Source organism: Acuticoccus sp. (assembly GCF_965213555.1).
GTDB lineage: Bacteria > Pseudomonadota > Alphaproteobacteria > Rhizobiales > Amorphaceae > Acuticoccus.
Window position 1 is genome coordinate 2416276 of the sequence record NZ_OZ243890.1, and the last position, 23482, is coordinate 2439757.

18 protein-coding genes and 2 pseudogenes are annotated in these 23482 nt (G+C 69.4%); 12 read left to right on the plus strand and 8 right to left on the minus strand.

From position 1 onward, the window contains the following. Window positions 1-36 precede the first annotated feature (36 nt). From ACOOE8_RS11470 to ACOOE8_RS11485, 4 genes are all read right to left on the minus strand, one after another. Window positions 37-582 (minus strand): TRAP transporter small permease, encoded by a 546-nt coding sequence (locus ACOOE8_RS11470; protein WP_420391606.1) that lies wholly within the window; start codon window positions 580-582, stop codon window positions 37-39. A gap of 330 nt (window positions 583-912) precedes the next feature. Further along, entirely contained in the window at window positions 913-1887 is a 975-nt protein-coding gene (locus ACOOE8_RS11475) for a sialic acid TRAP transporter substrate-binding protein SiaP (protein WP_420391607.1), read from the minus strand. Window positions 1888-1986: 99 nt separating this feature from the next. Then, entirely contained in the window at window positions 1987-2781 is a 795-nt protein-coding gene (locus ACOOE8_RS11480; protein ID WP_420391608.1) for an SDR family oxidoreductase, read from the minus strand. A gap of 206 nt (window positions 2782-2987) precedes the next feature. Next, entirely contained in the window at window positions 2988-3227 is a 240-nt protein-coding gene (locus tag ACOOE8_RS11485; RefSeq protein WP_420391609.1) for a hypothetical protein, read from the minus strand. 139 nt (window positions 3228-3366) lie between these two features. Here ACOOE8_RS11485 and ACOOE8_RS11490 point away from each other — a divergent pair, with 139 nt between their 5' ends. The 10 genes and pseudogenes from ACOOE8_RS11490 to ACOOE8_RS11535 form a co-directional block, all read left to right on the plus strand. Next, entirely contained in the window at window positions 3367-4467 is a 1101-nt protein-coding gene (locus tag ACOOE8_RS11490) for a helix-turn-helix transcriptional regulator (RefSeq protein WP_420391610.1), read from the plus strand. Between the two features lie 478 nt (window positions 4468-4945). Beyond that, window positions 4946-5401 (plus strand): helix-turn-helix domain-containing protein, encoded by a 456-nt coding sequence (locus tag ACOOE8_RS11495; protein WP_420391611.1) that lies wholly within the window; start codon window positions 4946-4948, stop codon window positions 5399-5401. Between the two features lie 138 nt (window positions 5402-5539). Further along, the gene (locus ACOOE8_RS11500; protein WP_420394692.1) at window positions 5540-7858 is read left to right on the plus strand and encodes a GumC family protein; all 2319 of its coding nucleotides are present in this window, start codon (window positions 5540-5542) and stop codon (window positions 7856-7858) included. Window positions 7859-7924: 66 nt separating this feature from the next. Continuing rightward, on the plus strand, window positions 7925-8704 hold the full coding sequence (gene rfbF / locus ACOOE8_RS11505; protein ID WP_420391612.1) for a glucose-1-phosphate cytidylyltransferase: 780 nt from the start codon (window positions 7925-7927) through the stop codon (window positions 8702-8704). 2 nt (window positions 8705-8706) lie between these two features. Continuing rightward, a pseudogene (locus ACOOE8_RS11510) lies at window positions 8707-9732 on the plus strand (NAD-dependent epimerase/dehydratase family protein); the annotation flags it as partial. Window positions 9733-9849: 117 nt separating this feature from the next. Then, window positions 9850-11064 carry a methyltransferase domain-containing protein gene (locus ACOOE8_RS11515; protein ID WP_420394693.1) on the plus strand — a complete coding sequence of 405 codons (1215 nt, stop codon included), beginning with the start codon at window positions 9850-9852 and terminating at the stop codon, window positions 11062-11064. Further along, the gene (locus ACOOE8_RS11520) at window positions 11061-12224 is read left to right on the plus strand and encodes a class I SAM-dependent methyltransferase (RefSeq protein ID WP_420391613.1); all 1164 of its coding nucleotides are present in this window, start codon (window positions 11061-11063) and stop codon (window positions 12222-12224) included. The genes ACOOE8_RS11515 and ACOOE8_RS11520 overlap by 4 nt, the downstream gene beginning before the upstream one ends. Then, entirely contained in the window at window positions 12221-13375 is a 1155-nt protein-coding gene (locus ACOOE8_RS11525) for a class I SAM-dependent methyltransferase (RefSeq protein ID WP_420391614.1), read from the plus strand. The genes ACOOE8_RS11520 and ACOOE8_RS11525 overlap by 4 nt, the downstream gene beginning before the upstream one ends. Window positions 13376-13391: 16 nt before the next feature. Further along, complete coding sequence (locus ACOOE8_RS11530) at window positions 13392-14453, plus strand: glycosyltransferase family 2 protein (RefSeq protein ID WP_420391615.1); 1062 nt, start codon at window positions 13392-13394, stop codon at window positions 14451-14453. A 160-nt stretch (window positions 14454-14613) separates the two neighbouring features. Then, window positions 14614-15521: pseudogene (locus ACOOE8_RS11535) on the plus strand (IS630 family transposase); the annotation flags it as partial. A gap of 327 nt (window positions 15522-15848) precedes the next feature. Here ACOOE8_RS11535 and ACOOE8_RS11540 read toward each other — a convergent pair. Together ACOOE8_RS11540 and ACOOE8_RS11545 are read right to left on the minus strand one after the other, a co-directional pair. Beyond that, window positions 15849-15989 carry a hypothetical protein gene (locus ACOOE8_RS11540; protein ID WP_420391616.1) on the minus strand — a complete coding sequence of 47 codons (141 nt, stop codon included), beginning with the start codon at window positions 15987-15989 and terminating at the stop codon, window positions 15849-15851. Window positions 15990-16835: 846 nt separating this feature from the next. Next, a complete protein-coding gene (locus ACOOE8_RS11545; protein ID WP_420391617.1) occupies window positions 16836-18344 on the minus strand; it encodes a family 16 glycosylhydrolase in 1509 nt (502 codons plus the stop codon). A 651-nt stretch (window positions 18345-18995) separates the two neighbouring features. Here ACOOE8_RS11545 and ACOOE8_RS11550 point away from each other — a divergent pair. Beyond that, window positions 18996-19811: a family 16 glycosylhydrolase gene (locus ACOOE8_RS11550; RefSeq protein ID WP_420391618.1), complete on the plus strand. Its 816-nt coding sequence runs from the start codon at window positions 18996-18998 to the stop codon at window positions 19809-19811. 539 nt (window positions 19812-20350) lie between these two features. Next, window positions 20351-21643, plus strand: a complete 1293-nt coding sequence (locus tag ACOOE8_RS11555) for an O-antigen ligase family protein (protein WP_420391619.1) — start codon at window positions 20351-20353, stop codon at window positions 21641-21643. On the opposite strand, the gene ACOOE8_RS11560 is transcribed toward ACOOE8_RS11555, so the two are convergent. After that, window positions 21603-22562, minus strand: coding sequence for a glycosyltransferase family 2 protein (locus tag ACOOE8_RS11560; protein WP_420391620.1), 960 nt, complete (start codon window positions 22560-22562; stop codon window positions 21603-21605). The two genes, ACOOE8_RS11555 and ACOOE8_RS11560, sit on opposite strands and share 41 nt — an antisense overlap. Next, entirely contained in the window at window positions 22543-23469 is a 927-nt protein-coding gene (locus ACOOE8_RS11565) for a glycosyltransferase (RefSeq protein ID WP_420391621.1), read from the minus strand. Before ACOOE8_RS11565 ends, ACOOE8_RS11560 begins: the two co-directional genes overlap by 20 nt. Window positions 23470-23482 lie beyond the last annotated feature (13 nt).

Genomic DNA, 23482 nt, shown 5'->3' on the forward strand with positions numbered 1-23482 from the left:
CCGCGACGTTCGGGTCGGCCAACCGATCTTGGGCCATCATTCCAGCAACGGGGTGGCGGCGTGGCGCTCGGGGTCGATCAGGCGGCTGGTGCCGGTGGCGAGGTGGCGCACCGCGACGATCACCGCGTAGAGCGTCATGATGGCAAAGCAGGCGGCGACGCCCCAGTAGACCCACGCCTTGGGGACGTCGATGGAGACCATCATCTGGAAGGTGCGCTGGGAGAGCTGGACGGTGAACCAGGTCAGCGCCGCGTAGAAGGTGATGGCGGTGACGTCGACGAGCGTCTGCAGCGCGCGGCGCAGCGGGCGCGGCAGCCAGCGGTAGACCACCTCCACCGCGATGTGGCTGGACTTGCGCACCGCCATAATGGCGCCGATGAAGGTCACGGCGATTAGCAGGAAGCGCGCGATCTCCTCGGTCCAGCCGAGCGAGTTGTTGAGCACGTAGCGCGTGAAGAACTGCAGGAAGACGACCGCGGCGAGCAGCCAGAAGACGCCGAGCACGGGCGCGTCGTCCCACCTGAGGTCGGACAGGTCGATGGGCTCGTCCCCATCGGACGGCGGCGGCCCCACGTGGCTCACCGCGCACCCTCCAGGGCGGGGAGGCGCGGCCGTCCGGCGCCGTCAGTTCCGGTTGGCGACCACGATGTCCGGCTGGCCGCCGCCGCTGCGCGGGACGGTGCCCGTGCATCCGGCGACGCCGGCGCAGGTGATGATGACGACGGCGGCACGAACGATCCGCATGGTCCCCTCCGACGTGTGTTCGGGCGTGTGGCCCTCAACGGAAGTGGAAGGCGCTCGCATCGGGCCAACCCGGTCAACGGCGCGCCTCCGGCGACCGAGGGTCGCGCCGCAAGGCGGGCGCTCCGTCCGCGGCAGCGATCGCAGCCGTGCTCGGCCCCGCCGAAGGCACTACTCGATCGCCTGCAACCGATCGTAGGTCTCCTGGTCCCAGGTGGCCATGTCGCCCATGTGCAGCTCCATCGTCGCCTTACGGAAGGGCTCGCGGTCGACCTCGTTCACCGTCACGCCCTCGCCGCGGAACCACTCGACGAGCTCGTTCTCCTTGTCGATGATCTGCTGCGTGGCGCACTCCGCGGTCTCCTGCAGCACGGTGGTGAGCGCCTCGCGGTCCTCCTCGGACATCGAACCCCAGGTCGGCCCGCCGACGATGGTGAGGAGGGCGTCGGTGATGTGGGCGGTCAGGTTGATGTGGTCCTGAACCTCGTAGAACTTCTTCGCCTGGATCGTCGGCAGTGGGTTCTCCTGGGCGTCCACGGTGCCCTGCTGGAGGGCGAGGTAGACCTCGGCGAACGCGATGGGCGTCGGGTTCGCGCCCGCCGCGCGCGGGAACATCATGTAGAGCGGCGCGTTCGGCACGCGGATCTTCAGGCCGGCCATGTCCGCCGGCGTCATGATCGGCTTGTTCGAGGTGACGTGCCGGTTGCCGTAATACGTCGTCGCCACGATGTGGTTGCCGGTCGCGTCGGTGTAGCCTTGCGACAGCTCCTCGAAGAGGTCGGAGTTGCGGAACGCGTCCCAGTGCTCGTAGTCGCGGAACATGAAGGGCGCGCCGCCGATGGCAATGGGCCCGTAGGCGCGACCGGCGAAGAGCTGACCCGTGTAGATGATGTCCACCGTGCCGAGGCCGAGGCCCTCGTTGATGTCGACCTCCTTGCCCAGCGAGGAGGCGGGGAACACCTCGATCCCGTAGCGCTGGTCGGTCGCCTCGAGGAGCCGGTCGCTCGCCTCCACGGCGCAGGTGTGGTAGGGCTCGCTCGCCTCGTAGACATGCGCGAACTTCAGCATCTGCTGGGCGCTCGCCGCCACGGGCGTCAGCGTGAGCGCCGCCGCAGCCGTCGCGGCCGCCATGGTGCGGATCAACATCGTGTCCTCCCTGATCAGGTGACGGCTGGCGCCGCTCTTCTGGCTCGACCTTAGGCCGACCAGCTGGCGGACCGCAAGGCGAGGCGAGGTGAGCCGCGGTCAGGTTCGGGCGGGCAGACCGACCAGCGCACGCGCCTCGGGCGAGCGCAGCGCGAAGTCCGTGCCGTCGTAGTCGCGGGCGGCGTCGGTGGTCAGCCAGACGATCGCCGCGCCGGCGTCGCTCGGCGCGATGTGCGCCGTGGGGTCGAGCTGACTGACCGGGTTGATGCCGGAGGCGCGGATCGCGACCTGCATCGACGTGGCGACCGTCCCCGGACTGAGGCCCACGACGCGCACGCCGGTGCCCTCGAGCTCCTTGTGCGCGCAGCGGGTCAGCGACAGGAGGCCCGCCTTCGTCGCGCAGTAGTGGCTCCAGCCCTCGAGGGCCGACGTCGCCGCGCCGGACGAGATGTTGATGACGATCCCGCGGCCGCGCTCGAGCATCCCGGGGAGGACGGCGCGCATCGCGTGGTAGGTCCCCTTGAGGTTGACGTCGACCGTCCGGCCCCACTCGTCCGGATCGCTCTCGAGGAGGCGTGCGATGGGCTCGATGAGCCCGGCGTTGTTGACGAGGATGTCGACGGGACCGAGGCGCTCGGCCGTCACGTCCACCGCGCGTTGCACGCTCGCCATGTCCGCGACGTCACACGCCACGGCGCTCGCGCGCCCGCCTTCGGCCTCGATCTCCTCGGCGATGCGCTCGCAGGCTCCCAGAGAGCGCGCGGCGAGGGCGACGCTCGCGCCGGCGGCGGCGAGCGCCCGCGCAGCCGCCTCGCCGATGCCTCGGCTCGCGCCGGTCACCAGGGCGCAGCGGCCGTTGAGATCGGCTTGCGGCCGGTCGGGTATCGTGTCCATGCATGCGCTCCGCGTTCCTCGATGGCCGATGGTGGCATCGGCGCCGTCGTGAGGGAACCGGTCGGGACCGCATGGAGCTTGGCACGCGCGGGCGGTGCGGGACACCGGCGCCGCGTTCGTGCCGCGGGGTCGTAGCCGTCTCCGGCGTGGCTCGTTCGCGGCGGGAGCGCGGAGGCCGCCAGCGCGCGTCAGCCCTCCACTGACGTTCAGCCATCGTTCAACGCTGCCATGGAAGGTTGCGATCCAAGCCGTTGTCGGCGTCCCATCCTGGTGCGGACGCTCGCGCCCCGTGTCCGCCCGCCGATCCATCCTTCGAGATCAAGCTTGTCGCCCGAACCGACGCCCTTCAAGGACCTTGCCGCGTCGATCGCGTCGATCGCGTCGGCAGAACCGGCGACGGGTTTCACGCCGGTTTCACAGCTTTGTCGCGGCAGGGCCACGCTCATGCCGCGCGAGCTGTGCCATGGTGGAAGGAGTAGCGTGAGCGCGCGAGACCGTCGAACAACGTTGCGTTCAGATGTCCGTGCGTGGCAATCTAAAGGCGAGCGGTGTACGACGATCGCCGTGGGGCGCAGGAGGGCGTCGGTGAGCGCGACGAGGCGCGGTGATCGGCTCGGGGTCTACGACGCGGTGTTCGACGACGCCGCGCTCGAGCGCGTCATGGCGCAGCTGCATGGGCTGAACCCTGCGGGGGTGACGGCGCTCTACTTCGTCGAGCGCCGCGGCGGACGGCGCACGCTCGCATGGCAGTCGGGCGCGTTCCCCGAGGCCGCCGAGGGCCTTGCCGCTGACACGACGTCCGCCGACCCTGAACAGCTTGCCAGCGCACGCGAGGGGGAGGTCGTAAGCTGGTCGGTCGAGGCGACGGCGTCGTCGGGTGCCTCGGTGCCGGACCGGACGAGCGGTCTTGCCAGGCGAGGGCTGACCGAGGTCGACACCGCGATCGTCCACACGTCCGCGCGACTGACGCTCCTCCTGTCGGCGGCACAGCCCGCCGACGGCCCCCCGGCGGACCGGGCCCGCCTCGTCGAGGAGCTGCATGAGCTGACCCCGCACCTCGGTACGGTCGCACGGCTGCGCTTGCGGCGACTGCACGAGCTCGATGGCGAGATCGGCCCACTCCTCGACCTCGTCCACGGTCCGGCCATGGTCTGCGACGACGAGCTGACGCGGGTCGTGGCGAACGCTCGGGCTCGGCAATACTTCGGCGCCGTTGAGTGCGACGGGTCCGGCTCCGGGCTGCTCCAGGGCATGGGTGACGGGGCGGTGGCTCGGCTGGTCAACCGGCTCGTCGCAGCGGGAGATATCGCTGGAAGAACGGCGTTCCTCGGTTCGGACGGCGACTTCGTGGTGGCGGAGGTGGTGCGCCAGGCCGACCGCGACGGACCGGTGACGCGAGCGGAGCGGCGTGCGGAGGGGATCGCGCGACCGTCGGTCCTGATCGCGCTGCGCATCGCGCACCGCTCGTTCGCTGGGGTCAATGACGAGGCGCTGGCGGCGTTCAAAATCACGCCGAGCGAGCAGCGGCTGTTGGAGGGTTTGCTCAGCGGGCGGACCATGCCGCAGATCGCCTCTGGTTACGGCGTCTCGTACAACACGGTCCGCAATCAGCTGGCGAGCTTGACACAGAAGACCGGCCTGCACGGACAGGTGGAGATCGTGAGGTTCTTTGCCTCGCTCCGATGACGGGGTTCCGGTCGCGCCGGGGTGGCACGGTCGGGGATGAACTGGCCCACCGGATCACACGGGGGTTGATTGTGGCGGCTTCGTGGCTATGGCAAATCTCGAGTTGGAGAAAGAAGCTATTCGGCTGAACCGGCGGCCCCCGGCATCGTTGATGCCACGTGCCACCCCTCGGGCAAGACTGAGCGTTCAAGTAGGTTAAAGGGATCCGAAGGGTGCATCCGGTTTGCGGCAAATGTTCGACAATCTAGTGCAATCGCACTATTCCTAAACCGCACGTTAAGTAGGAACTTCGCTGACGGGGTGTCGGGTAAGCTCCTTGGGTTGTGAGACCGCAACCGCAAGGTGCGTTTGCTGGATGAAGCTGGGCGTTTGTAAGGCTTTTGTGCGGCGCTACGCGGGAAGCGTAGGCGCTGGAGTTGGGGTGGCGTCACGGTGACGTCGTCCGTCGCCCTTGTGGGCAGAGAAGGAGAGATGGCTCATGGTGGCGCAACCCATCGCCGAGGACGCACGGCCGGTCGTCCGGCGCGACGTCGTACAACCCCGTTCCACGACGGCGATCGACGCGCAGGTGGGGCTGGCAGTGAAGATGCGCCGGATCGAGCTCGACCTCAGCCAGGAGAAGGTCGCCTCCAGGCTCGGCATCACCGCTCAGCAACTCCAAAAGTACGAGCGTGGCACGAACCGCATCGGTGCGAGCCGCCTCGTCGAGATCGCACGGGTGCTCGATGTGCCCATCCAGTACTTCTTTCGCGACGTGAGCGCGCTGCCCTCGGACGATGTCGACTTGCCGGCCAGCGAGGCGCGCAGCAACTTCTCCACCGCGCTCGAGGACGCCTCGACGGTCAAGCTCCTGCGCATGTTCGCAGCGTGTCGCGATCCGGCGCTGAAGAACAAGGTCATCAGCCTCATCGAGGTGGTGATCGACCGAGGCTGATCCTAAGTCTCGTCTTAGTCCTGCAACCTTCCCTCGTCCGGGTCCGCCTCCACCATGACGCCTGACCGCACCCCGAGCTCTGACAGCCTCCCGATCGGTCGCATCGTCGCGGCCTGCCGACGGCGGCTGGTGCCCGTGATGCTCGTTGCCACGTTGGTGGCTGGGGGAACGTACGCGGTCGTGCGCTACCTGCCGCCGCAGTTCACCGCGACGTCCATCGTCTGGCTCGGGGAGCAGGAGTCGGCGATCATCGCGGCGGACTCGGCCTGGTCCACCGTCGGCCAGCAGCCCGGCAACGTGTCGGAGCAGTCCCGCACGCTGGTGGCGGTGCTGACGTCGGTGCCCATCCTGCGCCGCGTCGCGGAGCAGCTCGAGCTGCACGAGCGGCCGGACGAGTTGCAGTCCCGCGCGTCCGCGTTCGTCGGCCGGTTGCGTGACTTGGTGGGCCAACCGGGCGAGGCGCAGGCGGTCGCGGCCGAGGGTGCCATCCTCACCGCCGTCCCGGGCACCGGCGGCACGCACCTGGCCCGGCTCACCGTGCTTGACCCGCCCGTCGGTCGTTCCGAGGCGCGCGTCGCGAGCGATGCCGGCCGCGGCGACCTCGTCGACGGCGTGAACGTCGTTCCAATGCCGAGCAACCAGGAGGGCGGCATCCGCCAGGCGGTGGCGCGCCTCGCGCAGGACCTCGAGGTCGACGTCGACATGCGCTCGGAGATTGCGGTGATCAGCTTCACCGCGCTCGACCCGGAGCTGGCGGCGCAGGTGGTCAACGAGGTCCCGCGCGCCTTCGCCGCCGAGCGCCGTGAGCGCCTCCGGTCCGGCACCGGCGGCGCCGTCGAGTGGCTCGAGGCGCGTGTCGATGTCGTGCGCGACGACCTGCTCAACTCCGAGCGTGCGCTCGAGGAGTTCCGCGCCGAGAACGGGTTGACCTCGGCGGTCGACGCCGACGCGCTGCAGCTCGAGCGCCTGGTGCGCGCCATCGACGAGGCAAGGGCAGCGGAGGCGCTCGCCCGCGAGCGCCTCGAGCAGGCGCGGAGCACGGTGGACGACGAGCGCGTCGACACCGAGGTGTTCGGCTCGGCCGTGATGGGCGAGCTCGTCGCCCTGCGTGCGGCGACGACCGGCCAGCGCCGGGAGCTGTTGACCCGGGTGGGGCCGGACCACGCGCTCGTTCGGGTCACCGACGAGAAGATCGACGGCCTGAACGCAGACATCCTCGCGGAGAAGCAGCGCCTGGTGCGCCAGCTCGAAGCGGACGTCGAGCGCACCGAGCTCGCGGTGGAGCGGGCGACCCAACGTCTGGTCGACGCTGAGGGCGAGCTGCAGACGGAGGCCGCGCGCGCCGCGGGTGCGTCCTCGGCGCTCGGCGAGCTGCAGCGCGAGGTCGCCGCCGACAGGGCGCTCTACGAGAACCTCCTCGAGCGCCTGAAGCGGGCCCGTCAGGTGGCTCAGATCGAGGCCGACGCGGTGCGCATCATCCAGCCCGCGCTGGTGCCCCAGAGCCCGTCGAGCCTCGACAACGGGCTGTTCGTCGCCGCCGCGGGGTTCGGGTCGCTGATGTTGGGGTTCGCCTTGGTCGGCGGGCTGGCGGTGATCGACAGGCGCATCTCGCACGCCGATCAGCTGGCTCCGTTCGGCTTCGACGCCGTCATCGGAGCCCCGCGCCTGGAACCCATCCGCGACGGCAGGGGCCGGCGCACGCGGCGCAGCCAGACCCGGCTGCCGTCGCAGATCCTGTTCGACGAGGCCATGCGTCGGCTGCTCGCCTCAACGCTGTTCGAGCCGGACGGCGACGGCACGCGGACGATCCTCGTCACCTCGGGTTCCAAGCACGAGGGCAAGACGACGATCGCGTTCGCCGTGGCCACCCAGGGTGCCGTCGCCGGGCGCCGCACGGTCCTCGTGGAGGGCGACCTACGGCGTCCCGGACGTTATGCGGCCGAGGCCCGTGCCACCAACGCTGGTCTGTCCGGCTACCTCGAGGGGCGCGCGGGGCTCGACGACATCATGGTGCACGACGCGCAGACCGGGCTCTACGTCGTTCCCACCACTGAAACCGTGCAGCACTCCACCGAGCTCCTGGCTTCGGCACGCATGCGCACGCTCATCGAGGCGTTGCGCGCCGAGTACGACTTCGTGGTCATCGACAGCGCGCCGGTGTGCCTGACCTCCGATCCGCAGATCATCGCTCGCGCGGTGGACGACGTGGTGTTCGTGGTTCGGCACGGAGAGTCGACGATGGAGCGAACCCGGCGCTCCTTGGACCTGTTGCCGAAGCCGCGGTCGAACCGGTTCATCGCCTTCGTCAACATGACCGACGAGACGTTCTTCAACGAGTACTACGGTCCGGGCGAGCACGCCTACGCGGTCACCCCACGGCCCAAGCGGCGCATCGGCCTGTGGCCTTGGGCGTCCTCCCGCTCGCGGGACAAGGCCCACGCAAGGCATACGGGCTGAAACGTTACGACCGGTCCCGCCGTCGCGTTGCGTCGCGGACCCCCAAGAGCCATCGGAAAGGCGGTCATGAAGGTAGGAATTCTTGCTGGCGGCAGGGGGACGCGCTTGGCCGAGGAGACATCGGTGCGCCCCAAGCCGATGGTCGAGATCGGCGGCCGCCCGATCCTTTGGCACATCATGATGCTTTATTCGCGCTACGGCTACAACGAGTTCGCCGTCGCGCTCGGCTACAAGGGCGACCACATCAAGAAGTACTTTGCCGACTACTGCGCGCTGTCCGGCAGTTTGACGATCAACGTCGGAGGCAACGCGCCGATCATCCGCCACGAGAGCGAGCACGCACCGTGGAGCGTCGACCTCATCGAGACCGGGGACGAGACGCTGACGGGCGGGCGCATCAAGCGCCTGGCGCCCTACCTTGGGGACGGCACGTTCATGCTGACCTGGGGCGACGGCGTCAGCGACGTCGACCTTGACGCGCTCCTTGCGTTCCATCGCTCCCACGGCAGGCTCGCCACGGTGACGGCGGTTCGTCCGCCGGCGCGCTACGGCCACATGGTGTTCGAGGGCGAGAAGGTCGTCTCGTTCAAGGAGAAGCCGCAGACCTCCGAGGGCTGGATCAACGGTGCGTTCTTCGTCCTGGAGCCAGGCGTGTTCGACTACATCGAAGGCGACAACGTCATGTTCGAGCATGCTCCGCTGGAGAGCCTTGCTGCCGACGGCGAGCTCATGGCCTACAAGCACGAGGGTTTTTGGGCGGCGATGGATACGCTACGCGACAAGCACAACCTTGAGACCTTGTGGTCCTCGGGCGAGCGGCCCTGGGCGACGTGGGAGAGGGCCTGACCATGCGCGTCCTCGTCACCGGCCATAAGGGCTACATCGGCACCGTCCTGACACCGATGCTGGAGGCCGCGGGCCACGAGGTTGCAGGCCTCGACAGCGACCTTTACGAGCGCTGCACCTTCGCGCCGGGCGGCCCGATGCCCAAGGTGCGCACGCTCCGCAGGGACATCCGCGACCTCACCGTCGGCGACCTCCTCGGCTTCGACGCGGTCGTCCACCTCGCCGCGCTGTCGAACGACCCGCTCGGCGACTTCCGGCCGCAGACGACCCACTCCATCAACTTCGAGGGGACGCTGCACGTCGCGCGCATGGCCAAGGCCGCAGGGGTGGAGCGCTTCGTGTTCTCCTCGTCCTGCTCCAACTACGGCGCCGGCGGCGCGGACTTCATCGACGAGGCCGGGGCGTTCAACCCGGTGACGCCGTACGGCGAGAGCAAGGTGCGATCCGAACAGGGGCTTGCGGAACTCGCGGACGATGCGTTCTGTCCGACCTACCTGCGCAGCGCCACGGCCTACGGGGTGAGCCCGCGCATCCGCTTCGACCTCGTCCTCAACAACCTCGTCGCCTGGGCGGTGACGACCGGCAACATCCACATGAAGTCGGACGGCACGCCGTGGCGGCCGATCACGCACATCGAGGACATCTCGCGGGCCTTCCTCGCGGTCCTCGAGGCGCCCCGCGACGCCGTGTTCGACGAGGCGTTCAACGTCGGCGTCACCGAGCACAACTACCAGATCCGCGAGCTGGCCGAGATCGTCGCCGAGGTGGTGCCGGGCTGCGAGGTCACGTTCGCCGAGGACGCGGGACCGGACAAGCGCTCCTACCGGGTCAACTGCGACAAGATCCGACGCGTCCTGCCGCGCTTCGAGCCGCAGTGGGACGCCCGTCGCGGGGCCCGCTCGCTCTACGACGCCTACCGTGAGGCTCGCCTCACCCTGGAGGAGTTCGAGGGACCGACCTACCAGCGCATCGGCCACATCAAGAAGCTCATCGCCGAGGACGTCATCGACGAGCGGCTCGCGCACGTCGCCCCCCTCGAGGGGGTTGATGAGGCGGACGAGGCCGCCTTCCGCGCCGACGCTGCCGCGGCGTCCTGTGCGTCCTGCGCGGAAGTCGGCCTCGGACCCGTCGTCGACCTCGGCCCGATGCCGCGCTCGGACGGCCTGCTTGAGGCGCCGTCCACCGACCTTTCGGCCGGGCGCATCCCGCTGCGGGCGGCGCACTGCCCGTCATGCGGGCTCGTGCAGCTCCTCGAGACGCGACCGGCGCAGGAGATGTTCGGCGAGGGGTACTACTACTTCTCCTCCTACTCCGACGCGCTGCTCGAGCACTCTCGTCGCCACGCGCTGGACCTCATGGAGACGCAGCCCCTGTCGGGCGAGAGCCTCGTCGTTGAGGTCGCCTCCAACGACGGCTACATGCTGTCCAACTTCGCCGAACGCGGGATCCCGGTGCTGGGCATCGACCCGGCCCGCCATCCGGCAGAGGCCGCCATCGCGAAGGGGATCGAGACGCGCATCGACTTCTTCACGACCGCGCTCGCCGAGGCGCTCGTGGCGGAGGGTCGCCGGGCGAGCCTCATCATTGCCAACAACGTCGTTGCGCATGTAGCCGACCAGAACGACCTCGTCGCCGCGATGGCCAAGCTGCTGGCTGACGATGGGACCGTCGTCGTCGAGTTCCCCTACGTGCGCGACCTTGTCGAGCACTGCGAGTTCGACACGATCTACCACGAGCACCGCTGCTACTTCTCGGTGGAGAGCGCGCGGTCCCTGTTCGCGCGCCACGGCCTGCAGCTCGTGGACGCAAGACGCGTCGCGATCCACGGCGGCTCGCTGCGGCTGACCTTCCGCCGCTCCGGGGCACCGAGCGCGGCGGCGGACGCACTCCTGGAGGAGGAGCGTGCTGAGGGCGTCAACGACGCTGCCACCTACGCCGACTTCGGCGCCCGCGTCCGGCGCTTCCGCGAGGAGGGGCGCGCGTTGATCGGGGCGCTCAAGGCCGACGGCTGCCGCATCGCCGCCTACGGCGCCGCCGCCAAGGGCACGATCATGCTGAACTACCTTGGGCTGAACGCGCGCGTGGTCGAGTACGCGGTGGACCGCAACCCGCACAAGCACGGCCGGTTCATCCCCGGGGTCAACGTGCCGATCCGCGACCCCGAGGTGCTTCTCAGCGATCGACCGGATTACGCGATCATCCTGCCATGGAACTTTCGCGACGAGATCGTCGCTCAACAGGCCGCCTACCTGAAGGCGGGGGGCAGCTTCATCGTGCCGATCCCGGACCTTGAAGTCATCTCCGCGGTCGAGGGCGTTGCGGCCGACCGTCGCGCGGCTGGCGCAGTCGCCGCCGAATGAGCGGCTGTCCGGCGTGCGGCTCTCGGGAGGTGTCGGCGATCTACAGGATCGAAGGCATCCCGGTGCAGAGCTGCATCCTCCTCGACAGCGAGGCGGAGGCACGAGCCTTCCCGCGCGGCGACATGGAGCTCATGTTCTGCGACGCGTGCGGCCTCGTGTTCAACGCGATCTTCGACCTCGCCCGGGTGGACTACGGGGCGGCGACCGAGGAGAGCCAGCACTTCTCGAACACGTTCAACAGGTTCGCCGCGCGCCTGATCGACGACATCGCCGCCACCTACGAGCTTTCCGGCAGACGGACGCTGGAGATCGGCTGCGGCAAGGGCGACTTCCTGATCGAGCTCGCGCGGCGCACAGGGACGCGTGCGACCGGGATCGACCCTGGCTTCCTGCCGGGCCGCGCGACGGCCGTGGAGGGAGACGTCGCGTTCGTGAAGGCGTACTTCACGCCATCGTCCGTCGCCGCCCCGCCGGACTTCATCGTCTGTCGACATACGCTAGAGCACGTGCCTGCGGTCGGCGACTTCATGTCCGACGTCCGCGAGGTGCTTGACGGGCAGGACGACGGCGCGCTGTTCTTCGAGACGCCGGACGTCGCGCGCGTCCTCGTCGAGGGCGCGTTCTGGGACATCTACTATGAGCATTGCTCCTACTTCACGCTCGGCTCGCACGCCCGCTTGTTTCGCGCGGCCGGGCTCGACGTGACGCGGCTCCACCTCGACTTCGACGACCAATACATCATCCAGCACGCGAGGGTCGGCGGCGCGGGCACGCCCCTTGCGCAGGAGGATGACCTCGCCGAGCTGCGGCGCCACGCCGCCGCCTTCCCGGCCCACGTCGCGAGGGTGCGCGCGCGCTGGCGCGACTTCGTGTCGGAGCGCGCGCGGGCGGGCAAGCGCGTGGCACTTTGGGGTGGCGGCTCGAAGGCGGTGGCGTTCCTGACGACCTGCCGCCTCGACGAGGAGGTCGCCGCGGTGGTCGACATCAACCCGCACAAGCAGGGCAAGCACCTCGCCGGCGCCGGTCACCGGGTGTGCGCTCCCGAAGAACTCGTCGACGCCGCGCCCGACACCGTCATCGCGATGAACGCCGTCTACCGTGAGGAGATCGCCGCGCAGCTTGCTGGCCTCGGCCTCAGTGCGGAGCTCGTCGCCCTGTGAGCGTGAGCATTTGCCCGGCCTGCGCGACGTCCGACCACCGCTTGGTGCTGCGCCTCGAGGGCGTCCCCGTGGTGTGCAACGCGCTCGCGGCCGATGCCGCCACCGCGCGCGCAGCGCCGATGGGCGACGTCGAGCTCGTCGCATGTCCGTGCTGCGGCCTCCTCTACAATCGAGCGTTCGACGAGGCGCGGGTCGCCTACGCCACGAGCTACGAGAACGCGCTGCATCACTCGCCGAGCTTCCGCGCGTTCGCCGACGCGCTCATGGCCGGGCTCGTCGAGCGTCACGGCCTGCGCGGGCAGACCCTCGTCGAGATCGGCTGCGGCGACGGCTACATGCTCGACCTCGCGCGACGGCACGGCGTTGCCCGGGCGGTGGGCTTCGATCCGTCGATGGCCGAGCGGGTCAGCCCCTATGCCGGCGAGGGGATCGCCATCGTCCCGACGCTGTTCGACGCCGCGCAGCTCGACATGCCGTTTCGCGCCGTGCTGTGTCGCCACGTGATCGAACACCTCAGCGACCCCCTCACCATGCTGCGCGACCTGCGCGCGCAGGTCGGGGACGCGGACGTCGCCCTCTACGTGGAGGTGCCGAATGCGGATTGGATGCTGCGCAGCGTCTCCCTGTGGGATGTGATCTACGAGCATGTCACCTACTGGACCGCGCCGGCCATGGAGACGCTGCTGCGCCGGAGCGGCTTTGCGCCGTCTGCCATCACGACCGGTTACGGTGACCAGTTCCTGATGGTCGAGGCGCGTCCTGCGGCGGACCAGCCGGCGTTCGTCCCGAGCAGGGTCGAGGCCGTCCTAGCCGAGGCAGCGACCTTCGGCGCGCGCGCGGACGAGGCCGTCGCCCGATGGCGCGACCGGCTGGGCGCAGAGCGACGCGCCGTCGTATGGGGTGCCGGCAGCAAGGGGATCGCGTTCGCGAACGCCGTCGATTACGGCTCGCTCATCGCCATGGTGGACCTCAATCCGCGCAAGCACGGCCTCTACGTGCCGGGCAGTGCGGTTGAGGTCGTCTCCCCCGACGCCCTCGGTGCGCTGGCACCTGAGGTCGTCCTCGTGTCCAACGGGCTCTACGCCGACGAGATCCTAGCGCGGATGCAGGCCATGGGACAGTCGCCGGACATCGGCGTCATCACCGGCTGAGAAGGCACAGGGACCGATGAGCGCACGCCGAGCGGGTGGCGGCAGCGGTTCGCCGGTGGGCGGCTGGCCGACGCTCTGCGTCGTGCTCGTCACCTACCGCGCGGCGGACTTCGTCACCGACTGCCTCGCCTCGCTGGTGGACACCACCTACCCGGCGCTGCGCATGATCGTCGTCGACAACACCTCACCGGACGGCACCGCCGGGGTGGTGGAAAGGTGGGCGCGGTGCCCTCACCGGCGGCTGTCGTTCGAGGCGCGGACCGACGCAGGGCCCGCCTCCCCTGCCGCCTGCGACCTGACGCTCGTCCGCGCGGCGCACAACGACGGCTTCGCGGCCGGCGTCAACCGCGGCCTCGCGGTGGCCACCGCCGATCCCACGTGTGATCACGTCTGGATCCTGAACCCGGACACCGTCGTCGCCCCGGATACGCCCTTCGCGCTCGTGCGGCACGCCCTGTCGATGGGTCAGTATGCGGTGATCGGCGCGCGGGTGGTCTATCACGCGCGTCCCGACGTCGTGCAGACCGATGGCGGTCGCCTGCACCGGCTCGCTGGAACCGCGGTCAGCGTCAACATCGGCGCGTCGGCGCGGGCCGCATGTCCGCCGGACCCCGCCACGCTCGCCTACATCCCCGGCGTCAGCATGCTTGTTAGCCGCGACTTCCTCGCCGAGGTCGGACCTATGCGCGAGCACTGGTTCCTGTACTTCGAGGAGATCGACTGGCAGCTGCGTCGGGGCCGACTGCCGCTCGGCGTCGCGGTGGACGCGGTGGTTCACCATCGCGCAGGAGCGTCCATCGGCTCCCACACCGTCGACCGGCACGCGAGCGAGCTGTCGGTGTACTTCACCTGCCGCAACCTGATGCCGTTCGTCCGGCGTTGGGCCTGGTGGAAGCTGCCCTTCGCCTACGCGATGGCGTACTACAAGCTTGTGAGGCAGTGGGGTGCGAGCCGCGACAACGTCGTCGCCGCCCTACGGGGACTGCATGGCCTGTCCCCTCCCGCGACCATTCGCGACAAGGTTCCTGCTCGCGCGTGGCAGCGTCTGGCGTCCCGCACGGACGGCGCGCTCGAGTAAACATACAAGACCATGGAGCCGGGGCGTCGGCACGCCTCCGGACCGTGACGTGAGCCAACGCGCCGCTAGAGTAGTTCGCGCTCGTTGTGTATCGGGTTGGGATTCCGAATCAGGGGAAGTCTGATCCACCGTCATGGCTGGCGGTGGAGGGTCAGCCGTGATGCCCAAGCTGCTCGTTGATGATCTTCGCCTTCGCGTCGTGCGCGCCATCGACGACGCAATGTCCCGTCGCCAGGCTGCGGCACGGTTCGACGTCGCCCCGTCCCCCGCGATCCGATGGTACGAGGAGTGGCGACGGACCGGCTCGTGCCGCGCCAGGCGGGCGACCGCTGGTCCCATGTCACCGAAGCCCACGCGCCGCGCATCCTGGCGATCCTGGAGGAGACCGGCGACATCACTCTGGTGGCGCTGAAGGCCCGGCTCGGCGAGACCGGGGGCACGGTCTCCATCTCCGGCCCTGCCGCGCTTCTTCAGGCGACACGGGATCACGCGTAAACAAGGACCGGCCACGCGGCCGAGCAGGCGCGTGCGGATGTCCGTGCCCGCCGACGCGCCTGGTTCGACGGTCAGGACGAGCTCGACCCGGAGCAGGTGATCTTCATCGACGAGACCTGGACGAACACGATGATGGCCCGCACCCACGGCCGCTGCGCCCGGGGCGAGCGGTTGCGCATGGCGCTGCCGTTCGGCCCCTGGAAGACGACCACGCTGGTCGCCGGGCCCTCGCTGGCCGGGATCGTCGCGCCAATGGTCCTGGGCCGGGCGCGATCAACGGTGTCGGGTTCGAGGCCCATGTGGAACAGGTTCTCGCGCCGCGCTTGTCGCCGGGCGACATCGTCGTCATGGACAACCTCGGCAGCCACAAGAGCAGACGCGTTCGCGATCTGATCGAGAGCGCCGGCGCCAATCCGATGTTCCTCCCGCCCTACAGCCCCGACTTCAACCCGATCGAGATGGCGTTCGCTAGGATCAAGGCTCTCCTGCGCAAGGCCGCCGAGCGAACCCATCGACGACCTGTGGGACCGCATCGGCGAGGTCCTCGACCTCGTCACGCCAGCACAGGCACGCGCTACTTGTGCACGAACACCATGTCGTGCTCCCCCACAATACCGGCGCGGGAGCTCTCCTCACGCAGGAGCTGCGAGGTGTGGGCCCGATCGCCCGCGCCCATGCCCGCCGCAAGCTCGTCGACCGAGGGGCTGGGGATCCTGCGCGAGGAGCATGCCGATCTCGAGCCGCCGCTTGTGACAGGTCGCTGGCACGTCGGTCCTCCGAGGCCGATGCCGCGCGCGATCGACGGCGTGTCCTGCCCGTCGTGAGCGGGAGAACAGGCTGCAGGCTTGCCCACGTCCCGCACGACGTGTCGAGGGCCATGAGCACGTTGTCGAAGATGCTCTACTCCCCGAACGGCTTGAACTTTCGACCGATGCCCGGGCGTGCGATCTGCGCCTCCGACAGGCGCAGCGCGGAGATGTTGCGCTCGCCCCCTTTGACGGGGCCGGTGTCGGGGCCTGACCTGCCGGTCAAGATGTCCATGAGGGTGGCCTTGCCGGACCGTTGGACCCGATGATCGCGCGCAGCTCGGACTGCTCGATCTCAAACGACACGTCGTTGATGGCACATAAGCCATCGGATGAGACCGAGAGGCCTGCGACCTCGAGGAGCACACTCACTCGGCCATCCCACGAGCCCGGCGTGAGGCCAGAGGTTCGCCGGGTGAGGCGCGCACGGGCGAGCAGGCGCAACGCATCGAACAGCCCGGCGAGCCCCTTCGGCACGAACTGCGTGAAGAGCACGAACCCGAGGCCCGCGGAGCACCTGCCACCGGTCCACCCACTCGATTGTGGCGAAGCCGAGGTCGAGGTCCGGCACGCCCCCACCCGGGGGCGCAATCGCCGACCGTGCTGAGGATACGACCGCGAGCTGCGACGACGCCACCACTCGCGGCGCGTCGGCCACCATCCCGCCCTGCGTCGCCCGAGCGATTTCTTCAACTGCATCAGGTACTTGCGGCCTTACCACGCGCTACGATCGGCGCTCCAGCAACCTCCTCGCCGCCCTTACCGTCACCGCCATCCGCACCTCGCCCGAGCTGCGGCGGGGCCACGACCCTAGCGAGCCGCGCTTGCCGCTGCCGGCCCTGAGGGTCCAGCGTCTCACCGAGGCTCCTGCAGCATCCGAGGCGTTGATGGAGCACGGCGACGGCTGGCGACGCGCGCAATCTCGGCACGTCGTATCCTGGCCAGCGCCGACCTTCACCGGCCAACAGGCACGCGTTGCCAGCCGTCCTTGCCACGCGGGTTGGGTCCGCTCGGAGGAGTTGGGTCAGCCGGCGGCGAGCCGCACGCCGAGGCAAGGCGATCGCGCCGGTTCGCATTGGCCTCAGATGAAGGCGAGGTCGAAGTCGAGCATGGCAAGACGCTCTCCGCCACCACCGGCCCTCGCGTAGGCCGAGATGGACAGGATGTAGTCGCCCTCCTCGAAGGTGCGGCCGTAGACGTCGCCGGCATGGTCGCCGAACAACGAGTACGGTTCCCAGTCCTCCGTTCGCTCGACGGACAGAGCTCCGTCGAGGTCGAACGCGATGCTCTTCACGGCCGCGCTCGCCTTCACGATGACGCCGAGTTCGCGCGTGCCGAGCGCGTCGAAGTCGAGGCGAGTGTCGCCGACGAGTTCGGTGAGGACTTCGTTCCGCTCCGCGTGGACGAGGAAGACCCTAAGGTCGGCTGCCTCTTCCGAGTGCGCCTCCTTATCGCGCCCGTGGGCGGTGCCGATCGCCGGCCGGGGCTGTGGCGCCGGCCGGGATCCTACCGTCTCCAGCGGCTCCTCCCCCATTGCGCAGTGCACGGGGTCTGGGTTCGCGGAGGCCGATGCTGCCGCGCGGACCTCGAAGTCAATCTTCTCCCTGAACAGGCGGTCCCCTGCGCCGTTGCGCTCGGAGTGGCCGATCAGTTTGAGGGTGTAGGAGCCGACGCCGAGGTTGCCCGTGAAGTGGTCGCCGGCATGGTCGCCGAACAGGGCGTACGGCGCCCAGCTCTCGGTCTTCGTGTGCGTCGCGTCGCCGGTGAGCTTGAATGTGACGCTGCCGATGCCCGCCCCGCCGGCCTTCGCCACGATCGTGAAGATGGGGTCGCTCGCATCGACCTCGACGACCATGCCGTCGGTCAGCACCGCGACGTTGCGGTCGGTCTCGCCGTCCATCAGCGTCAAGGTGACGTCGTAGTCCGGGTATATGTAGGGCGCGAAGGACACGGCGCTGAAGCTTGATGACGTCGCGTCGTCGAACGTCGGGGTGCCGAGCCACCCCTCGATGCCGGTCCAGACGTTCATGTAGAGCTTGCTCGGAAGGTTCGGGATCGGCACCGAGACGTCGTCCGCGTCGACTGCGAAGATGAGCGCACCGTCGGCGTACCAGCGGATCTCGTCCGGCTCCCACTCGAACGCGTAGGTGTGCATGTCCTCGGACGCATCGAAGGGAAGGTCCACCCAACTGACGACCGAGCGTCCGTCGTAGTGGTAGCCGACGTGGACCTTCGTCGGATCCTTGCCGAGGAACTCGAAGTCGATCTCGTTCCACACGTCTCCGAAGTACGGGCCGGTGTAGGTGAAGAACCCCGTGTCGACGCCAGCCTCCCCGGACGCCTGCAGCGAGAACTCGTAGCGGCCGTAGGCGTAGCGGTTGACCGTTTGTACCTCGGCTCCGGTGAACGGCTTGCCATCCCGGTCCTGCGTGCTCAGCGCCAACGTGAGGACCCCGTCCCCCGCACGGACGTGATCGGCCGCCCACGTGTTGTGGATCCATTCCTCGGACATGACGAAGTCCGAGACGTACCAGAAGCTGCGATCGAACGTGTCGAAGTCTTCGTCAAACGGCTCGGTCGAGGTTGGCATCGACTGTGATCCTGCGTCGTTGAAGCATGACCTGTTGTGGGCGGAACGGTGGTTCCGTCCGAAGTCATGGCGGGGAGCGAGGCGTTTCCGGGAGGAGCGGTCCCCGGATGCGGGCACCGGGCAAGGGTGATCCTCTAACTACCATAAGTTGTAGTCAGGTTGTGCTCAACATTGATCCGGCGATCCCACTTCGCTGCGCCAAGCTCCGTGGCAGCCTCGCCATCGCCGACGGGTGAGATCGAGTGCGTCACGACCTTCCCAAGGGGTTGCTCGTAGACACGCACCGCCACCGTGGGGGCTAGCCGCTGCCGTGCACGCTTCGGGCTGACGTGACGCCGCCCGCAGCTTACCGAACTGACTGCAACTATGAGTTGTGTTAGGCAGGCGAGGCGCACGCCCACGACGGGTGCGCCGGCCGTCTCGTGGGAGGCTGTGCTGGGGCTGGTGTCGCAACATGCGACCGCGCGCGGGCTTCGAACGTCGCCATCGGCCGTCAGACCAGCGAACGAACGTGCGACGCGTCGTCCGAACAAAGCGTTATCAAATGACGAACCGCCGCACGCGCGATCACGTCAAAAGGGCACGACAGCGTGAGGCAGGCCTCAGCAGGCATCCTCCCGGCACCGATCGGCCGTCATGAAGGGTACTCCTATGTCAGTTCCGCCAGCCTCGAAGGCTCCGCTCCTCGCCGCGCTCGCCATCGCAGCGCTCGGCGCAAGCTGCCTCGGCTCCGTCGCCGACGAGGCGTTCGTGGACTCGTTCGCGGACCTCGACCGCGACCGCTGGTACGTCTCCAGCGGCTGGGTGAACGGCGACCATCAGGGGTGCGTGTGGCATGACAGCCAGGTCCGCGTCGCCGACGGGACGCTGGTGCTCACCGTCTCGGAGGCTCCTGCACAGGCCGAGCTCGAGCGCGACGTCCTGTGCGGCGAGATCCAAACGCGCAACGCGCTGGGCCACGGACTGTTCGAGGCCAGCGTGCGTGCGGCCGAGGGGAGCGGGTTGGTGTTCGGCTTCTTCACCTACACCGGCCCGACGCACGGCAACCCGCACGACGAGATCGATGTGGAGATCATCGGGCGGCGCGCACGGGAGGTGCAGCTGAACTACTTCGTGGACGGCCAAGGCGGCCACGAGGAGAAGCTGCCCCTGCCCGTCGCTGCCCACGCGGACTTCCTGCACTTCGCCATCGATTGGCGCGAGGACGCGTTGCGCTGGTACCTCGACGGACGGCTCATCCACGAGGTCACCGGCGATGCGCTGCCGCAGGCGCGGCAGAAGCTGTTCTTCCACATCTGGAACGGCACCGAGCGGAGCGAAGGGTGGCTCGGCTCCTTCGAGCGCGGCGCGTTGCCGGTCACCACCGAGGTCGACTGGGTGGCCTACACCCCGCTCGGCCGGGCCTGCGCGTTCCCTCGATCCATCAGCTGCCGCGAGGACTGGGAGCGCTTAGGGGATCGCAGCTAGAGCATCCTGGGTCTCCTCAGACCCAGATAAGATGCTCTAGCTGTTTGATTAGGAGCGGTCTTCTTGGGGTTAGGTGGTTCCACCTAACCCCAAACCGCTCTAGGGCGTCGGGCCGATCCTGGCGCGGGGCGACCTGCTCAACGGCTGCACAGCGGGTGAGCCCTTGAGCGGGGCCCCGTAAGGCCGTCCTCGCGCGTCGTCGTGGCCACGACGGCGTGCCGCAGGGCCTCAGCGGTGCGGCGCCCGCGTTAGGCTCCCGAACAAGCTGAGCCGTCTCGTTCGCCCTGCACCGCCCGCCTTCCCAGGCGAACGAGCTGCCGAGCACGGCGTGCCAGCCGCTGAGCGGCGCGAGCCACCGCAGCCATGTCTGCGCGCCAACGCGGTGCGAAACATCGCCTCGACGCTCGCGCGCCGCCTGTCGCCTTAGGGTTGTCAGCCGCCTTAGGCGATGCGGGTTGTCAGCCGCAAGGTCGCGGCTCAGGATGCCGCGGCGTAGCCTCGGGTGCGCCCGGAAGGACGATCGACGGAGCGAGCAGCCGATGGCCATGGTCAAGTTCCCCAAGCGCATCGTCGTGACCCCTCCGCACAACTGGCTCTACACGACGCTCGCAATCACCGTCTCGCTGTTCGCGTTCGCGTACTCCACACGGTTCGGCAAGCTTCCCATCCTGGCGCTCTACGGGGTTTGGGCGCTGCCGGTTGCCGTGGAGCCGCGCCTCCTCCTGCGCAACGTTGGGGCGGTCGCCATCGTTTGCGCGTTCGCCGGGCTCGCCATCGCCTCGACGCTGTGGTCGGACAACCCGTCGACCACGTTGCGCAACGCGATCCAGTACGGCACGACGATCGCCTGCGCTGTGATCGCCGCACGGGTCACTACGGTGCGCAGCTTCGCCTTCGGCGGGCTCGTCGGCTCGGCGGTGGTGATCGCCTACTCGCTCCACATCGGACGCTACGAGTACGACGCCATCGACAGCACCTACGCGCTCGTCGGCGCGTTCGGCTCCAAGAACCAACTCGGGTTCTACGCCTCCTTGGGCGTGCTGCTCGGGGTCGTCCTCGTCCTGATGCGTGCGCCCTTCCTCGCCGAGAAGGTGCTCGCCGCGGCGGTCGTGACGCTCGCCGCGTTCGTCCTCTTAAAGACGCAGTCCGCGACCTCCGTCGCGACCATCATCGTGGCGCTCGCCTTCGCGGTGACGCTGTTCACCGCCGGCCGCACCCCGCCGACGCAGCGTTTCCTCGTCCTCTGCGCGGGGGGCGTCCTGTTCGTCGGCGTGGCAGCGGCGGCGCTCGACGCCGGCGCGTTCGCTGGCGTGCTCAACGTCTTCGGCAAGGATGCGACGCTCACGGGCCGCACGTACCTGTGGCGCGAAGGGATCATCGCAGCCGGTGAGAACCCGATCCTCGGCATGGGCTACAACGCCTTCTGGACGCACGGCTTCGCCCACGCCGAGCGGCTTTGGGACGAGTTCTACATCACCAAGCGGACCGGGTTCCACTTCCACAACACGTACATCGAGGCGGTGGTCGGGCTCGGACTGGTCGGCCTTGCGGCGCTGGTCGGACTGCTCGTGCTCTACTGGACGCTGGCCGTGCGAGCCGTGTTTCGCGGGCGCCTCACCGCCGGCCTCATCCTCACGCTGGCGATGGGCGCGCTCCTCCTCATGCGCTCGTTCGTGGAGATCGACTTCCTGACGCCCTACACCGTGGGCACGTTCCTGCTGTACTACTCGACCATGAAGCTCATGGAGGGCGAGCCCGTGCCGCTCGCCGAGGACGCGCCGTCGAGGCCGGTCAGTCGGCCTGGCGGCGCCGTCCTGCGACCCACCGGCTGAGGCGCCGGGCTCGAGCCGTCACCGGAAAGCGGAAGTGCCATAGCGCCAGTGGCCGTCGAACGAGCGGGAGCGCCGCGCCGGCGACGTCGCGCTGCTTGATCGCCTCGAGCGCCGTGACGAAGGCCTCGGCCCGTTCAAGCGCACGACGCCGCTCGCGCACGAGCGGAGCAAGCTGCGCTGCAGGGTGGCGGGCGACGAAGCGCTCGTCCGCAGCGGCCATCGCGGCCACGTGCGCGGCGTCGAGCCGTGCGGAGGTGGACGCGGCGTGGCGGACGTAGCGGTAGCCGGGCGTCGGATCGACCACGCATCGCGCGCCGGCGGCGAGCAGGTCGGCGAGGAAGACGTAGTCTTCGCCGATCCTGAGCGAGGTGTCGTAGGAGGCGCCGGTCCGCTCGACGAGCTCGCGCCGCACGACGGGCTTCACGTAGCCCAGCGTGAAGGCGCCGGTGAACGGGTGGTTGCCGCGCACGAACGCGGCGAGCGTCAGCACGCCAGGCCGCGCGAGCGGCCCTCGAGCGAACATCGGATGGGACGGACGGTCCGGTCCGACGACCTCGAGGTTGTCGACCACGACGTCCGCGGCCTCACGCTCGGCGAGCGCGATCATGCGGGCCAGCCGGTCCGGCGCGAAGGTGTCGTCCGCGTCGAGGACGGCGACCCATCGGCCGCGAGCGGCGAGGAAGGCGGCGTTGCGTGCCCCCCCTGGCCCGACGTTGGCCGGTAGGGCGATGACGCTGACCGCCCCGTGGCCGACCGCGCGCGCCGCTTGCGCGGTGCCGTCTTGCGAAGCGTCGTCCACGACGATGACCTCGACGCGCACGCGCTCCTGCGCGAGGGCGCTGTCCACCGCGGCGCGGATGGTCGAGGCCGCGTTGTGGGCGGCGATCGCGACGGTGACGTCAGCGGCTGGCGACGGCATCCTCGCCCCCGTAGATCGTCAGCTTGCGCATGCCGGCGAGCCGCGACAGGACCCCGGCGTGGAGGGCGCCGCGCAGGAGCCAGAACGCGCGGCGCTCCGCGGAAGGCAATGACGCCAGGCCGGCCGCGGCGCAGGCTCCGACCTTGGCGAGCGCCAGCGCCACCTCGCGCGCCCTGCCCCCCGGGCCTTTGATCGACGCGGCGATCAACATGCCGTGGCTCTGGCCCGACCTGAAGCGTCGCCGCGCGAGCCAGCGCAGGGTCGCGCGGCCCGGCTCCACGCGCTCGCACACCACCGCGTCCGGCGCGTAGGCGATCCTCGCTCCGGCGCGCCAGGCGCGGTGGAAGAACTCGGTGTCCTCGCCGCCGCTGCGCCCGAGGTCGAGGCGGAAGCGCTGCCCCTCGAGGGGCCCCACATCCCGTCGGAACAGGACGTTCGAGGTGTAGCCCGTCTGGATCTGCCCGCCGCGCGTGGGCGGCTCGGCGGAATGGAAGTCGCCGCGGCGCATCCACTCGGGAACGTCGTCGTGGTAGCTGGCCCGGACGGGGCCGAGCACCACCTCGGCGCCGGTGCGCTCGGCGGCATCGAGGAGCGCGGCGAGCCAGCCTCGAGCCGCCGTCTCGTCGTCGTCGAGCACGGCGATCCATGGCGCCCTTGCCGCCTCCAGCGCGGCGTTGCGCGCCAGCGAGATGTTGCGTGCCGGCGCGTGCAGGTAGGTCAGCGCGACCCCCTCGCGCGCGGCGGCGGCCTCGATGCGTTCGCGGGCGCCGTCGTGCTCATCGTTGTCGGCGACGATGACGCGCATCCGCACCCCGCCGAGCTCCTGGTGCGCGAGGGAGCGCAACGTCGCCGCGATGCTCTCGCGCCGGAACGTGCACACGCACACGTCGACGGACCGCTCGGCCATGTGCGGCGACCGT